The organism is Verrucomicrobiia bacterium (genome assembly GCA_036268055.1).
Lineage (GTDB): Bacteria > Verrucomicrobiota > Verrucomicrobiia > Limisphaerales > Pedosphaeraceae > DATAUW01.
Genome location: DATAUW010000018.1, coordinates 1 through 15,577, shown reverse-complemented (window position 1 = coordinate 15,577; position 15,577 = coordinate 1). Strand labels below are relative to the sequence as shown.

The following is a 15,577-nucleotide window of genomic DNA, read 5'->3' as shown; positions in this document are numbered from 1 at the left end:
CGTTATCTTTAAGTTATCATGCGCCGGATAAAGAACAAAGTCGAATGGTTGTGGAACGAAGTAAAGCTGCGTTGAATGCAAAAAAAAGCGGCGCTCGATTGAGCGCCGCCAAGTTTTATAATTGTGTCTTACGCTGCCGCCGAGGCTGCCGACGCGGCGTCTTTTTTACGCTGATTGAGCGTGCTGAAGAATTCATAGCCTTCGCGCAGGCGGCGCACACAGACGTCCTTGTCCTCAAGCATCGTTTTGATGATGCGCAGAATGGGTTTCGGGCGCAGATAATAGGTGCGATAGAAACGATCCACCGACTCGTAAATTTCTTCCTTTGTCAGGCCGGGATATTCGAGCGTGGATTGCTGCAAGCCGTCGTCGTGGATGATGTCGGTCTTGTCCTTTTTGGCGAACCAGCCGTTTTGACGGGCCATTTCGTAAAGCTCGGTGCCGGGATAGGGTGCGGCGAGTGAAACCTGGATACTGAACACGTCCAAATCCATTGCGTAACGAATCGTCTGCTCGATGGTCTCGCGCGTCTCGACCGGCAAGCCGAGGATGAATGTGCCGTGGATGATGACGCCAAGGTCTTTGCAATTTTTCGTGAACTGTTTGGCTTCCTCGATTTGGATGCCCTTCTTGATGCGGTTGAGGATTTCCTGATTGCCGGATTCGTAGCCGACGAGGAACAGGCGCAGGCCGCAATCCTTCATGTGCTTGATCGTCTCGTAATTGACGTTCGCGCGACTGTTGCACGACCACGTGAGGCCGAGCGGCTTGAGTTGCGTCGCGATTTCGCGCGCGCGCGGGAGGTTCGCGGTGAAGGTGTCGTCGTCGAAGAAAAATTCCTGCACTTGCGGGAAAAGTTTTTTAGCGTGGGCCATTTCGGCGGCGACGTTTTCAGGCGAGCGAACGCGATATTTGTGTCCGCCGATGGTTTGCGGCCAGAGACAGAAGGTGCATTGCGCGGGACAACCGCGGCCGGTGTAAAGCGAGACGTAGGGGTCTTTGAGGTAGCCGATGGAATATTTTTCGATTTCGAGGTCGCGTTTGTAAACGTCCGTCACCCACGGGAGCGCGTCCATGTCGTGAATGAGTTCGCGTTCGGGATTGTGGACGACTTTGCCGTCCTTGCGATACGAGAGACCGGTGACTTCGGAAATCGGACGGCCTTCGGCGACTTCTTTGCAGGTATAATCGAATTCCTTGCGGCCAACCCAATCAATCGCAGGCGACGCTTTCAGCGTTTCGCTAGGCAACACGGCGGCGTGCGCGCCGACAAAACCAATGGTCGTGCCGGGCTTTTGTTCCTTGATGGCTTCGGCGACGCGGGCATCATTGCGCAACGAAGGCGTGGAAGTGTGGATGATGACGTGGTCGTAATTTTTGGCCTCGGCGAGACAGGTCTTGACGTCAATGTCATGCGGCGGGCAGTCCATGAGCTTGCTGTTCGGCACGAGCGCGGCGGGTTGCGCGAGCCATGTGGGATACCAGAACGAGCGGATCTCGCGCTTGGCCTGGTAACGCGCACCGGCGCCACCATCAAAACCGTCAAACGAAGGAGGACTTAAGAATAGAGTTTTGCTCATAGTTTAAATTTTGATGTCACGATGCACGACAAGACTCAATGCTTTCGCGCATTACTTCTTCTTTGTAAAAATGTTGGGTGCAGAAGGAAAGGTATCTCCGTCCATCATCTTGAGATACTTACGCATCCTTCTTCTGCGCAATCTTCGCCAGCAACTCGTCGCGCTGGGTGGTATCACCTGTGCCGCAACTGCCGCCGTCGGCGTGGTCATGCGATTCCGCTGGTTTGGCGAACGCTGCCTGCGCGCCATTCATCGCGGCGCGAGGGGAATTGATTGCGGCTTTGGCTTCGGCGAGATGGCCTTTGCCGATGGAGAAGCCGTTGAAAGCATTCACGTGTTTGCCGGCTTCGGAAGGCTTGGGCTTGGCGCTGAAATTATATTTCAGGTTTTTCCAAGTGTCACCGCTCTGATAATTCGTGCCGAGCGCGCCGCTGGGATCGTAACCGCAATGGACCATGCAATTCTCGCAGCGTGGGTCGCGGGCGACGCCGTCCACCACACCGTATTTGTCCCAATTCACCTTCTCAAGCATCTCCTGATACTTGGGGTAGTGACCATCGGTCATCAGGTAGCAGGGGGCTTTCCAGCCGCGGATATTGCGCGTGGGAATAGCCCACGGTGTGCAAGTCAAATCGCGTTTGCCGGCGAGAAATTCCTGGTAAACGGCAGTGCCGATGATGGTGTATTTCTCGGCCCATTCTTCCATCTTGGCGAATTTCTGGCGCGTCATCTTGCGCGTGAGGAAGAAATCTTCCGGCTGCTTGTCGAGGCGCTTCACCATGTCTTTTTTCGCGGCGTCATATTCGTAACCGGGCGAAATGGTGTGAGCATCCACGCCGAGCCAGGAAAAATATTCGAACATCTGCTCGATTTCCGTGACTTCGGTTTCCTTGTAAACGGTGGTGTTCGTGGCGACCTGATAGCCGAGGATTTTCGCCATTTTGATGGCGTCCACGCATTCCTTGAAGACGCCTTCGCGCTCGACGATCAAATCATGGATGTATTCGAGGCCGTCAATATGGACGTTCCAATATGTCCATTTACTCGGGCTGATGACGGCACGATCTTTTTTGCCTTTGCGAATTTCGTCCGCGTCCTTGGCGGAAACCAATTTTTCTTCAAGCAACTTCGCGAGGGTGGGCTCGAACTCCGGGCTGTAAATGCTCGACATGTAATCGCGCATTTTTTTGCGCATGAACATGCCGTTGGTGCAGATGTAAACGATGCGGCCTTGCTCGAGCAAACCGTTCACGAGTTCCTCGATCTTGGGATAAATCAACGGCTCGCCACCGCAGATGGAAACCATCGGGGCGTTGCACTCCACGGCTGCGCCGAGGCAATCCTCGAGGGACATCATGTCCTTGAGGCTGGTGGAATATTCGCGGATGCGGCCACAACCGGTGCAGGTCAGGTTGCAGGTGTGCAGCGGCTCGAGTTGCAGCACCATCGCGAATTTCGGTGTGCGCTTGACTCGTTGTTTAATGATGTGCCCGGCGATTTTAGCCGTCAGGGCCAAGGGGAATCGCATAAATAATTTTAGATTTTAATATTGGCTTTGCGCCAGTTGCTGGATCGGCGCAGTTTGCGGAACAGGTTCGGATGAGGGCAGCTTGGGATCTGCCTGAAGCAAAGTAGCGGGCATCAAGATGTTTAACGGAGATACGCCGCGTGAAGCACTGAAGCCCCCGCAACCCGAACACAACATCGTCATGGCTATGACGACGGCGAACGTGCTATATTTCCAATTTAATTTCACTCGATGCTACTTTATATACGTCTAAAGCGTTATGTTAGCAATATTTAATTGGCCCTTTTCCAAGCGTCCTTTGGCCTCCATTCAACGGCGGGATGCCCCTTTTCGCACGATTTGGAGCATCTGCCATATCATTGGATGCCTGGGCTTGCTTCTGCATTCAAATCTTTCCGCAAAAGCTGACAATCCGCAGACGAATCCTGGCAAGCCTCAGTTTGCCGTTCGAGTTGGCCGAACCTATCAAACCGCCAAGCATCGTTTCGAGACGGAACCCGGTAATGACGAAGCCGCATGGCAATTTGCCCGCGCCTGTTTTGATTGGGCGGACTTCGCCGCTTCCGATAGCCAGCGTGCCATGATCGCTTCTGAGGGCATTGCCGCGTGCAAAAAAGTGATCAACCGAGAGTCTGATTCCGCCGCCGCGCACTATTATTTATTCATGAACCTCGGCCAGCTGGCGCAGACCAAAACCATTGGCGCATTGAAAATTCTTGGGCAAATGGAATCGGAAATCAAAATCGCCTTGAAGCTCGATCCTACATTTGATTTTGCAGGGCCGGATCGCAATCTTGGTTTGCTTTATCTTGAAGCGCCAGGATGGCCGATTGGCAATGGCAATAAAAGCAAGGCGCGGACGCATCTTCAAGCGGCGGTAAAATTATTTCCCGATTATCCGGAGAATCAACTTAATCTTATCGAGGCGGAATTGAAGTGGGGCGATCGCAATGGGGCTTTGCGGGATTTAAAAAATCTTGATGACATCCTGCCGGGCGCGCGGATGAAACTTACCGGTGATGATTGGGCTTCAAGCTGGGACGATTGGAATCCGCGCATCGAGGCAGCGCACCGGAAAGCCAATGAGCCGGTGAAGATGACGCCGCCGCGCAAGTCGCAGGAGAATTAGGAAGTCCTGGCGGATCGCAGTCTATGACCTCGCAGCAAGGTCCATCCGGTCAAGCCGCGCTTGATTCGGCCTTGAGCGGCAATCTTATTCGTGCATTGCTGCGGGTCATAGACCCGCGATCCGCTGGGAGGGGAATCGCGCGCAAATAAAGCGGGCTTTCTAAGCGGGCACGACGGCGAGCCAGTTTTTCGTTCCGAATTTTTTGCGAAATTCTTCGGCCAGTTTTTCGGCAAGCGTAAGATTTTCCGCGACGGCAAAGGTCGTAGAACCGCTGCCGGACATCAGCGTTGCCGCCGCGCCGTGCTCGCGGAAAAAATCCTGAAACAAGACGAGCAGCGGAAATTTTTCCAGCGCGGGCGCTTCGAGTGAATTGTAAAATTCACGGCTGGCGGCGGGCAAAGTTTCTTTCTGAAGCGCTTGGATCAGGCGTTGGGCGCGGCCGGGTTGGCCATTCAGCGCGGCGGGAAAGCGCGCGAGGTTTTGATAGGACCACGCGGTGGAAATTCCAAAGCCGGGATGGACGAGCACGAAGGCCGCGCCGCGCATCGCGGAAAATGGCTCGAAGGAAATTACTTTTTCGCCGCGGCCGGTGGCAAGGGCAGGCTTGGTTTGCAGGAAGAAATTGATGTCCGAACCGAGGGCGGCGGCGAGCGTGTGCAATTTTTCCAAGGACAGCGGCGCGCTGAAAAGTTCGTTCAAGCCGAGCAGGGTCGTGGCGGCGTTGCCGCTGCCGCCGCCGAGCCCAGCAGCCTGGGGAATTTTTTTCTCGAGATGGATGCGCACACCGTCGGTGATGCCGCTGGCTTGTAGAAATGACGACGCGGCGCGATGCACGAGATTTCGGGAATCGGTCGGCAGGGTGGCGTCGCTGCAAGTGAGTTCGATCCCCTGCCCGCTTCGCGAAAAAGTCAGTTGATCGCAGAATTGGACGGGATGCATGACGGTTTCCAATTCGTGAAAACCATCGGGCCGTTTGCCCAGGATGTTGAGCAACAGATTGACTTTGCAGGGCGAATCTTTTTGCAGGCTTACGGACATAAAAAAAGCGCCAACACACGAATGTTGGCGCGATTCGGAAAATTCAAATCCGGATATTAATTGTCGAACACGCGGAACTTGCTGCCCGGAAACCACGGAGCTACGTCGCCGCCACTGAAACCAATCATGCGGTCGGTATCAAACGTGGCGTCGGACCATTTGCGGGGTTTGTAGCCGTCCGGATAAAGGGACTTGGGCGGCATATAATCGGTCAGCACGGGATGATACGGCGGGATCGGGAAGGTCACGATTTCGTAGATGCCCACGCCGGTGCGAACGATCGTGTGGTCAACGCCTTTGACGAAACCGGTGGTCAGGCCGACATCAGTGCCGCCAAAAGTTCCGCTTTGCTCAACGGAACGCTGCAATTCGCTCTGGCGGACGATTTCGCCCATGTTGCTGACACCACGGCCTAATTTTTCTTCGGGACCGGCGCAGCCGGCGGCAAACAGGGCGAGGGTGATTGAACCCAAGAGCAGATATACAGTGTTACGCATAAAAATTTGTGTCTGTTAAAAATATTCTATCGGCAATCGTGCTTTTGTAAAGGGGTTTTCAACCGAGGCGATAATTTTGTGCGAATCGGTTTAAAATCGAATGGCTGGAAACGAACCGCCATTTCCTAAGGAACGTACGCGCCCTGGCGGCTGTTGGTGAGTGAGCCGGACTTGAGTCACGAAGAGATAAGAGATATGTGGCTGACGGGACGCCAGCCACTGCACGCGAGACGCGCGCGCTCCCCAGGAATGCATTCCAAAATTTCTACCGCCATCAGTAATTATGGACGGTTGCCCAGGTCACGTTCCTGCGCGGCGGCGCGTTTCTTTTCCTGGCGTTCCCAATACCACGCGATCCATACGCTGATTTCGTAAAGTAACTGAAGGGGCACGGCCATCAAAACTTGCGTCAGAACTTCCGGCGTCGTGAGCACCGCGCCCAGCACGAGGTTGATCACGATCATGTAGGGCCGCATCTTCGAGAGGAGCGCGTAATCCACCAGCCCGATTTTCACGAGCACCAAAATCACGACCGGCAGTTCAAAGCCAAGTCCCATACCCAGCAAAAATTTGGCGACGAAACCAAAATAATCTCCCGCCTCCCACATCGTGGAAGTGAAACCGAACCAATTCGCATAGACTTGCGATGCCGCCAGCGCCGCGGGCAGGAGGACGAAATAACAAAAGGTCACGCCGCAAATAAACAGCGGCAGCGCAAAGCCGATGCCGCGATAGAAATATTTTTTCTCGTGCAGCTTAAGCGCGGGAAAAGCGAACTGCCCCAGGAAATAAAAAATGAATGGCGAAGCAAGCCCGATGCCTCCGTAGAGCGCTAGATGAAAACCCACGAGGAACGCCTGCGCCGGGCCAAGTACCAGCAAACTCATCTCCATGTGTTTGGGTTGATCGGTGAACTCCAGGTTCGTGTTCACCGTCAGGCCGAGCACTTGAATTTGATTCGTGCCGGAAGAAATCGTGATGGGGGTAACGTCCAGCGCGACGAACCGGTTGGTGCCGAGGTTCAACAATTTTTGCTGCGCGCTGTTCAGGTCAAAGATGCTCAGCCGATTTGTGCCAAAAAATACCGAGACGACCTGGTTGGTGCCGGGCCGGGCAGAAACAGCCTTGGTGAGCGGACGCGTGAGGATTTTTACGACGTAATTGCCCGCGAGCAGGCAGATGATGACCCCGATCAAGACCGCCGCGCCGCTTTTGATCAAAGCCCAGCGGAAATCTTCGAGATGTTCGAGAAAGGATTTAACTGGCCCGCCCTCGTCCTCCTCCAGAGTACGGTCCTCTTCGGGCTCAATTGCCATGACGCAATGTTACTGCAGGATCAAGCCTTCTGGCTAGGCGTCGGCGTCACGGTGGGCTCAGGCTCGTGAGCGATGACCGCAGGGGGAAGCTTGCGCTGGGGTGGAGGCTCGGGAGTCTCGCGCATGGCGTTGTGCATTTCGTCGCTCACATCGCGCGTGGCTTTCTTGAATTCCTTGATGCCCTGGCCGAGACCCTTGGCCAATTCCGGCAATTTCTTCGCGCCGAAAAGCAGGAGAACGACCGCGAGAATCAAAATGATTTCGCCGCCACCGAGATTGAACAGACCTAAAATTGCATTCATAGACTTTCCTAAGTTATAAATAAGTTAAGCCATCGCGGAACGATAGTAAAGACTCTTTATTTACGATTTGTGATCGGGGATTTAGGTGGTTTTGAGCTTTTGGCGGGCCTAAAAAGAGGTCGTCAATCCGATAATGGGGTTTATTTTCATTCGCAAATTCGCGTGATGCAATAGTTTGACGGCAACGGAGTTTGAAGCTTAAAAAAAATTTATCTGAGATGTGTTGGTTCCACGGAGATTTCTTCGCGATGGGTGCGCCCATCGCGCGTCAATCGTAAATCGTCCATCGTAAATAAAAAAGGCGCGCCGAATGCCAGCGCACCTTTTCGAAACTCAGAATTTTTCGCGATTACATCTTCGGCGGTGTGAGCACCACGAAGTCGTCGCGGCGGTTTTTGGACCAGGCGGCTTCGTTGTGGGAAGGGTCCACGGGCTTGTCTTCGCCGAAGCTGATGGTGTCCACGCGCGAGGCTTCGATGCCCAGGTTCACGAGGTATTCGCGGGCGGCGAGGGCGCGGCGTTCGCCGAGCGAGCGGTTATATTCTTCCGTGCCGCGTTCGTCGCAATTTCCTTCCACCTTCACGGCGGCGGCGGGGTTGCTCTTGAGATAATTGGCCACGTCATCCAGTTTGGATTGTTCGCCGGTTTTGATGGATGACTTGTCGAAATCAAAATAAATCGTCTGCGCCTTGAGCGCGCCCGGGTCTTCCACCCAATCTTTATGTTTGTCATTTTCGTTCGGAGGAATGCCATTCGTCGTGCTGATGGGATTGGCGTTAATGTCGCTCTGCCCGATGGGCATGCCGTTGCCAGGACCAGAGGCATCACCGATATGCTGGCGCGAACCCTGAAGCGGCGTCGGGTTTAACGGATGGGTTTTGCAGCCAACTGCGGTGATTGTCAGGGCAGTCCCCAACACCAATAAATGAGTTATCTTCGTGAGTTTCATGTGCATTGTTATTCCGTGGGAAGTTTATCTTGCCCAACTGGGTTGTGAGTTACTTGAATTGCTTCCCGAAACCCGGGCAGCATCCTTGACTTGTTTTGTAGGCACGTCAAGCAAAGACAACTGGCGATTTCCACCACTCCCGCGCCTCACAAATACCAATGTCCGCGAATTCGGCGACCAACTCGGGTCTTCTCCCTCGACCAGCGGCGTGGCCGATCCGCCGGACGACGGCACCACGCAAATACTGAAGCTGCCCATCTGCGCCGTGAACGCGATCCACTTCCCGTCAGGCGACCAATCCGGTTCCGAGGGATTGGAAATGCCACTGGTTGGGATGCGTTCCATCTGTCCACCATTCGCTGGCACTTTGTAAAGCGCACGGCGTCCCGCGACCCGCGCCGCGAAACAAATCCATCGTCCATCCGGCGACCAGCACGGCGAAGACGCCTCGCGCGTGGTGCTCAGTTGTTTCAAACCGCTGCCGTCGGCATCGCACACAAAAATATCCGGGCTGCCACTCTTGCTCAGAACCATCGCCACGCGGCGTCCGTCCGGCGAGACGGCGGCGCTGCTGTTCATGCCGCCGTAATGCGCGAAGTTGCGGCGCTCGGCGGTCGAAAGATTTTGATAAAAAATATCCGGCGAACCCATTTTATACGACGTGTAATAAAGCGCGAAATGTCCCGGAACCCAGCACGGCGCGGCGACAATGACATTGTCCTGCGTGATCGCCTGGCGATTGTAACCGTCGAAGTCTGAAATATAAATTTCCCCCTCGCCTCGGACGGACGTTCCCTTGAATGCAATCTTGGTGCTCGCGATTCCATTCACGCCGGTCAGTTTCAACACGACGTCATCCGCGAGCCGATGCGCCTGCACGCGTTCGCTACCGCCGCTGTAAATTTTTGAGAGCAAAACATTTTTCCCCGAGCTTAATTGTCCCTGCACCTGGCCGTTGTTGTTGCCGGACAAAACGTATTGGGCAGATTCCGCTGGCACTTCCTTGAAACCCATCACCGTCAAATCGAAGTTCAAGGCTTTCGCGACCGCGCCGGTAAAACCCATGACCGCGATCGGAACCGGCGGCGTCAACCCGGCAAAATCATTTTCCTTTTGAACAATGATGTCTTCCGCCCACAATCGCGCGAATCCGAGCGCAATCGCGAGCAACGCGATTGAAATTTTCTTTCCGAATAATTTGTTCATCCAGTTCCTCGTTTGGCCAATAGATTAAATTTAATGCTGACGGTCATCTCCTGCTCTTTCATGGACGCAGAGAATGGTTCAAAAAATGTCACCGCGCTCAACACGTTTAAAATGGAACGGTCCATCGAGCGATTTCCCGAAGGCGTGACGATGCGCGCGCTTTTCACATTGCCATCGCGGTCAATCGTGACGGACGCGGTGACGACGGGCGTGGAATCGTCCAGGTCGGTCGGCGCGGTCCAGGCATTATAATATTTGCTGGCGATGAGGTCGCGATAATTGACGGACAGTTCGCCCGGCGCCCCGTTGCCCGGCGCTTCCACGACCGTGCTCGACGAAAGAGTTTTGCTAAGGCTGCGATAGGCCGAGGTAAATTCCTTGGCCGCATTGCGGCGCGCCGCGATCGCCGCGTTTTCCGCCGCTTCGCGCGCGACGCGTTCGCGGTCGTCCGTTTTGCGCACGGCCTGTTTCAAATTATTTTTGCTCAAAACAATTTTGTGCGGTTCGACCGGCGCTGCCTTTTCCGGCTTGGGATCGAGCTTGATTTTCTCGGCCTTCAACCTCTCCGCCTTGGTGATTTTTTCAACCTTCGGAATTTCGACTCGCTCTTCCTGCGGCTTGGGAATTTCCCGCCGCGGTTTGGGCGGCTCGATTTGCTCCACCGGTTTGGGCGCGGGCGGCTGGACTAGCGGCTTCGGCGTCGGTGGAGTTTGCTCCTGCGGCGGCGCGACCGGCGCGGGTGGATTCGGAGCCACGCGTGCCTCGGGATTTCCACCGCTGGAAAGCGCATCGGAAACCGCGGCGGCGGAATAAACCGTCAACGGTTTGAAAGCCTTGTCGTCCGGGCTCGGCATCAACGCCGAACCGAACAATAAAATGCCGATCAGCGTCCCGTGAAACGCCGTGCTGGCCATAATGCATTTTTTTTCCAGCCGATTCATTTATTTTTCCCGCGCATCTCCGCGCAGGGAAAGCCGCGTGATCCCAATCCGCTCACACCGATCCAAAATATCCGCCACCAATTTATATTTCCCGTTTTCATCCGCACGGATGAATACCAGCATGTTCGGGTTCGCCCGAAATTCGTCTTCCAGCACGCGGCTGATCTGGTCGAGCTTCATCGCCTTATGATCGAGAACGTAATAACCCGCCAAACTCACCTCGACGACGTGAATATCTTTTTTCTGGAGCGTCTTGTCCTGCCTGCCCACCCCCGCGGGCAGTTGCAGATCCAGCCCTTTCTCCAGCAACGGCGTCGTGATGACGAAAATAATCAGCAATACGAATGCCAAATCCAGCAGCGGAGTGATATTAATATCACTCAGCGTCACCAGCGAATTCCGTTGGGAAAAGCGGCGCATCAGTTGTCCTCGAGATATTCCGTCTCGATCTTCGAAATCAATTCCTGCGCGAAATTGTCCAGTTGCACGGTCATCACTCGCAAATTGTGAACCAGCCAGTTGTAGCCGAACATCGAGGGAATCGCCACGAGCAACCCCGCCACGGTCGTGATCAACGCCGCCGCCACGCCCGGCGCCATGACCGCCAGGCTCGCGTTGCCCTGCTGCGCGATGTGCCCGAACGTGCTCATCACGCCCCAGACCGTTCCCAGCAAACCGAGGAACGGCGCGCCACTGACCGCAATCGCCAGCAGGATCAAACCGGACTCCAGCTTGAGCGATTCCTGCGCCACGGTATTTTCGAGCGAGCGTTTCACGTGTTCGATGCCTTTAAGTGAGACGTATTGTTTGCGTCCGCCTTCAGGATTTTTTAAGCGCGTGTCCAATTCCACGCTGCCCGCCTGATAAACCATGAACAGCGGGCAACCCTCGACCTGCAAACGCCGGTCGAACATGCCGAGCACATTTTTCTGGCTCTTGAATTCCGCGCCGAAAAATTGGTTGAGCTTGGCCGCGCGGCGCATCTGGATCGCCTTGGTGAACATCACGAACCACGCCATGATGGAAAAGACGAAGAGGCAAAAGATGATGATCTTTGCCTCAGGTGTGGCTTGCTGCCACACGTAGAGCAACTCAGGTGTGTTGGACTTGTCGCCGCTCAATGCGGCGAGGAAAATTGGTACATTCATTCCGTCACGATTGAAACCACGTTTACTTGGTCGTGAGGAATTAGGTCGCCCAAGCGTTACTTGATTAACGTCAACTAAATTTTTAACCACCACGACCGAAATTGCAAAATAATTTTTTCAAAATAATTTCCGCTGAGCCGTTTTTAACCGCGGAGCCGCGGAGACGCGGAGGTTGAAATGCACAAAGTACTGATAGTTAGTATCTTATGAATCATCGCCTCCCTCTTTTACATTTCCCGATAAATGACGCCTAAAGAGAGGCGCACTCTCTCATTCTCTTTTTGCTCTAAAAAAATCCCTTCTCCCAATAGCCGTCCGTAAGGACCCATTAATTTGAGTTCATGCCAGACAAACACGGTTCGCCATTGCTCCCAAATTTTTTAAATCAACACCCAAAAACCCCACCGCTTCTCATTAACCCCCGGCTTCAGCCGGGGGAATCCGCACCCACATCAAATCCACTATCCCGAGCGCAGCGAGGCAAGCCCGTACGCCAGCACTAAACGAAAAAAGCTCGTATTTCCTATTACCAATCCAAACTCCGCAGAATCTCCCCATCCCTCCCCCTAGTGGCCGTCCGCAAGGACCCTCCCAGTTAATTTCGACCTCAAGCCAAATACGACTCGCCAGCACTCCAAATTTTTTAAATCAACACCCAAAAACCCCACCGCTTCTCATTAACCCCCGGCTTCAGCCGGGGGAATCCGCACCCACATCAAACCCACTATTCCGAGCGCAGCGAGGCAAGCCCGTACGCCAGCACCAAACGAATAAAAGCTCGTATTTCCTATTACCAATCCAAACTCCGCAGAATCTCCCCATCCCTCCCCCAGTGGCCGTCCGCAAGGACCTCCGCGCCTCCGCGGTTAAGCATCAGGGAAATCAGACAAATAGGCATCCCCGCTTTTGTATCGGCTCGCCGCTTGAATCACCGCCTCCAACCTTGTTACCGTCCCCCGTCGCATGACCCAAAATACCCACGCCGTGCCGCGCCGGTCCGCTTTGCGCCTTCAGGAAGGCGGCCTCATCGTCGTCATCCTCGTGCTCGCCGCGTTGCTCACGATTTTCGGCGGCAGCGTCAAGGTTCCCAAATTCGAGACCAACGCCCAGGGCGAACGCGTCCGCGTGTTCCGCACCAACGCCGCTGGCGAACAGGAACCGGTCGTCATCACCAAAAATAAATTTCTCAACGCCCAAAATCTCGCGCAAGTCGCCAAGGACACGAGCTTCATCGCCATCATGGCCGTCGGTGCCACGTTCATCATCATCGCCGGCGGAATAGATTTGTCGGTCGCGGCCATCTACGCGCTTGCGTCCGTGCTGGGCGCGCTGGTGCTGCAACATTTTGGCCCGGACGGGTCGGCCAGCGGCGCTCCGCCGTGGCTGGGAGTCACGCTGGGAATTCTCGTGTGCATTGGCTCGGCCACGCTCGCCGGATTTTTCAACGGCAGCATGATCGTGGCGTTGCGCGTGCATCCGTTCATCATCACGCTCGGCACGATGACTATTTATCGCGGCATCGCCTTCGTCATCACCAACGGCCAATCGGTCGGCGGTTTCCCCCAGGCGTTTCGCAACCTCATCCGCTGGGAAGTCGGCGATGGCCTGTCGCTCGTGCCGCTCATGGTCATGATATTGGTCACGGTGATGGGGGCAATTTACCTAACGCGCCTCGCGTCCGGACGGCGCATTTATGCCATCGGCGGCAATGAGCTTGCCAGCGCGTACAGCGGCATCTCCGTCAATCGCGTGAAACTGAGTGTGTTCATTTACGGCGGTTTGACGGCGGGTATCGCGGCGATGCTTTCCATCGGCTATTACGGCGCGGCAACCTCCGGCGATGGCCAGGGCTACGAGTTGAATGTCATTGCGGCGGCGGTCGTGGGCGGCGCGAGCTTGTCCGGCGGGAAAGGCTCTGCGCTGGGAGCCGCCCTCGGCGCGCTGGTGATTCAACTCATCAGCACCGGCATCGTCATCCTCGAGATCAACCAGAACTATAGCCAGATCATCATCGGCGCGGTGGTCATCCTTGCCGTGGTGCTCGACCAATTCAACAACTGGCTCGCAAAACGGCGTTTACTCAAAGCCGCCTGACTAGCAATGAAAAGCGAACGCGGAAATTAGAGCGTTTCCATAAATGATATAGCGTTCGGCAGAGCTTGATCTTCATTCCCTTTGGACAACATCGAAGATGTTGTGGAACGCAGCCCAAGGTTGGCCCGTCTTCGGGCCTACCTTGGGTCAGCATGAAAAAGTTCCCCAACCTCAACGAGGTTGTGGCCGGTGGCGCGATTTTTTATCACAGGCCAGGTATTTTTTGGAAGTTGGAGGATGCCACCTCTTTCCAAATCAAGGGTTGTAACGCAGCAAAAGGAATGGAGCTATATAACATTTGAACTTCAGGATCGCGGATTCAAGCTCCGCTGAACACTACCTCATTCATAGACACCCTCTAATTTCCAGCCTTGCCGAGATTAATGCAAACCAGTTTGTCCTTGCTGCGCGCGTACAGATAACCGTCCGCAATCGCCGGAAACGCGCGCACCTGGAATGGCAAAATCTGTGCGCGAGCGTCAGGCTTGAAACCATCGGGTATCGCGGGTGTGCGAATCAATTCGCCTTTTTCCGTGAGCACGAGCAATTCATCACCGGCGAGCGTCACCGAGGCGGGACCGAGAGAAGAATCTTTCCAGCGGATTTTTCCAGTCTTCAATTCTACGCAGCGCAAACTCGGTTCCGGCGAAAATCCCGGGTCAGCACGCCCATCTATGCCGAATAAAAATCCATTGTGCTCGACGCTCGTCGCGTAATGATTCGATAGAATGTCGTCGCCGGACCAGACTTTCTCAGCGGCATTATCTTTTATGCGCAGAAGAATCGCGCCGGTTCCGTAGCTCGCCGAAAGAAAAATTAAATCGCCGATGACCAGCGGCGTCGCTGTGCTGACGGACGTGCGCGTGGGCGGATGCCAGGTGTAACGAAATTGAATTTTCCCGTCGGCCGGGTCCACGGCCACAAGTCCGCTTTGGGTAAAGAAGAAAACATATCGCCGCCCGTTGACCGTCGCTGCCACCGGTGACGAGTAACTCGCGGCTTCCTCGGAACTTTTCCACAACACTTTGCCGGTCGCCTGATCGAACGCGACGATTCCCGCGCCATCGCTGCCGCCGATATTGAGCAGGACCGCGTTGCTCTCCACCAGCGGCGAGCAGGCGATTCCAAAAAATCCCTTGGGCGCGCCGAAAACTTTTTTGGCGTCCACGCTCCAGATTTTTTTGCCGGTGGCGAAGTCCAGGCAATGCAGCCTGCCTTCCGCGCCGTACGTGAACACGCGGCCATCGGCGATGCTCGGCGTCGCGCGCGGGCCTTCATCGAAACCGAAGTCATCCACATACGCGGTGGGATACGCAAACGTCCAAAGAGTCTTGCCGTCCTTCGCATCAAGACAATCCACCGTCTCCTGATTTTCCACGCGATGAAAAAGAATCAGTTTATGATTCGCAACTGCGGGCCCGCTAAAACCTTGGCCGACGGATTTCTGCCAAACCACCGGCGGCCCGTCCGTAGGCCACGTCGCGGCGAGGTCTTTGCCGGGATAAACGCCATTGCGCGTCGGGCCAAGAAATTGCGGCCAATCGGTGGCGTAAGCCGGAAGCAATGCAAGCAGCAAAAACGCGAGGACCAAGTAAACGCGATTCATTTGCCGATAAGCTACCGGATCGCCCGAAGCCTGGCGACTACGTTCAACAACATAATTCCCCACCAACGCCTCCCACCAACTTAATGGGAGGGCGAGCGTACTCGCGAGCCGTGACTAGACCAAAAGCTCCCAAATCACTCAACAAAACCCACAAATATTTCGCGGCACCGCAGGACGAACCCGCCACTCCACCAAGTTCGCAGGGACGACCGACAATCTAGCGCAGGGCTGCGCTGCCGCGCA

At 55.0% G+C, this 15,577-nt stretch carries 15 protein-coding genes; 2 read left to right on the top strand and 13 right to left on the bottom strand.

What is annotated here, in order from left to right; genetic code table 11:
- Nucleotides 1-128: 128 nt before the first annotated feature.
- From hpnJ to VH413_12615, 3 genes are all read right to left on the bottom strand, one after another.
- On the bottom strand, nt 129-1,580 hold the full coding sequence (hpnJ, locus tag VH413_12625; GenBank protein HEX3799536.1) for a hopanoid biosynthesis associated radical SAM protein HpnJ: 1,452 nt from the start codon (nt 1,578-1,580) through the stop codon (nt 129-131).
- Between the two features lie 118 nt (nt 1,581-1,698).
- A complete protein-coding gene (locus tag VH413_12620; protein HEX3799535.1) occupies nt 1,699-3,108 on the bottom strand; it encodes a DUF3463 domain-containing protein in 1,410 nt (469 codons plus the stop codon).
- A gap of 15 nt (nt 3,109-3,123) precedes the next feature.
- A complete protein-coding gene (locus VH413_12615) occupies nt 3,124-3,336 on the bottom strand; it encodes a hypothetical protein (GenBank protein ID HEX3799534.1) in 213 nt (70 codons plus the stop codon).
- Nucleotides 3,337-3,367: 31 nt separating this feature from the next.
- On the opposite strand from VH413_12615, the gene VH413_12610 reads away from it, so the two are divergent.
- The gene (locus VH413_12610; GenBank protein HEX3799533.1) at nt 3,368-4,237 is read left to right on the top strand and encodes a hypothetical protein; all 870 of its coding nucleotides are present in this window, start codon (nt 3,368-3,370) and stop codon (nt 4,235-4,237) included.
- 159 nt (nt 4,238-4,396) lie between these two features.
- On the opposite strand, the gene ispE is transcribed toward VH413_12610, so the two are convergent.
- From ispE to VH413_12565, 9 genes are all read right to left on the bottom strand, one after another.
- Nucleotides 4,397-5,275: a 4-(cytidine 5'-diphospho)-2-C-methyl-D-erythritol kinase gene (gene ispE, locus VH413_12605; protein ID HEX3799532.1), complete on the bottom strand. Its 879-nt coding sequence runs from the start codon at nt 5,273-5,275 to the stop codon at nt 4,397-4,399.
- A gap of 56 nt (nt 5,276-5,331) precedes the next feature.
- On the bottom strand, nt 5,332-5,772 hold the full coding sequence (locus VH413_12600) for an exosortase system-associated protein, TIGR04073 family (GenBank protein HEX3799531.1): 441 nt from the start codon (nt 5,770-5,772) through the stop codon (nt 5,332-5,334).
- Nucleotides 5,773-6,053: 281 nt separating this feature from the next.
- Entirely contained in the window at nt 6,054-7,088 is a 1,035-nt protein-coding gene (locus VH413_12595) for a twin-arginine translocase subunit TatC (GenBank protein HEX3799530.1), read from the bottom strand.
- A 20-nt stretch (nt 7,089-7,108) separates the two neighbouring features.
- Nucleotides 7,109-7,372: a twin-arginine translocase TatA/TatE family subunit gene (locus VH413_12590; protein ID HEX3799529.1), complete on the bottom strand. Its 264-nt coding sequence runs from the start codon at nt 7,370-7,372 to the stop codon at nt 7,109-7,111.
- Between the two features lie 367 nt (nt 7,373-7,739).
- The gene (gene pal, locus VH413_12585) at nt 7,740-8,339 is read right to left on the bottom strand and encodes a peptidoglycan-associated lipoprotein Pal (GenBank protein ID HEX3799528.1); all 600 of its coding nucleotides are present in this window, start codon (nt 8,337-8,339) and stop codon (nt 7,740-7,742) included.
- A gap of 24 nt (nt 8,340-8,363) precedes the next feature.
- Entirely contained in the window at nt 8,364-9,545 is a 1,182-nt protein-coding gene (locus VH413_12580; GenBank protein ID HEX3799527.1) for a hypothetical protein, read from the bottom strand.
- Nucleotides 9,542-10,486, bottom strand: coding sequence for a TonB family protein (locus VH413_12575; GenBank protein ID HEX3799526.1), 945 nt, complete (start codon nt 10,484-10,486; stop codon nt 9,542-9,544). Before VH413_12575 ends, VH413_12580 begins: the two co-directional genes overlap by 4 nt.
- A complete protein-coding gene (locus tag VH413_12570; protein HEX3799525.1) occupies nt 10,487-10,906 on the bottom strand; it encodes a biopolymer transporter ExbD in 420 nt (139 codons plus the stop codon).
- Nucleotides 10,906-11,634 (bottom strand): MotA/TolQ/ExbB proton channel family protein, encoded by a 729-nt coding sequence (locus VH413_12565; GenBank protein ID HEX3799524.1) that lies wholly within the window; start codon nt 11,632-11,634, stop codon nt 10,906-10,908. The genes VH413_12570 and VH413_12565 overlap by 1 nt, the downstream gene beginning before the upstream one ends.
- 963 nt (nt 11,635-12,597) lie before the next feature.
- Between VH413_12565 and VH413_12560 the strand changes: the two genes are divergently transcribed.
- Nucleotides 12,598-13,728 carry an ABC transporter permease gene (locus VH413_12560; GenBank protein HEX3799523.1) on the top strand — a complete coding sequence of 377 codons (1,131 nt, stop codon included), beginning with the start codon at nt 12,598-12,600 and terminating at the stop codon, nt 13,726-13,728.
- Between the two features lie 358 nt (nt 13,729-14,086).
- On the opposite strand, the gene VH413_12555 is transcribed toward VH413_12560, so the two are convergent.
- Nucleotides 14,087-15,334 (bottom strand): PQQ-binding-like beta-propeller repeat protein, encoded by a 1,248-nt coding sequence (locus VH413_12555; protein ID HEX3799522.1) that lies wholly within the window; start codon nt 15,332-15,334, stop codon nt 14,087-14,089.
- Nucleotides 15,335-15,577: the final 243 nt, after the last annotated feature.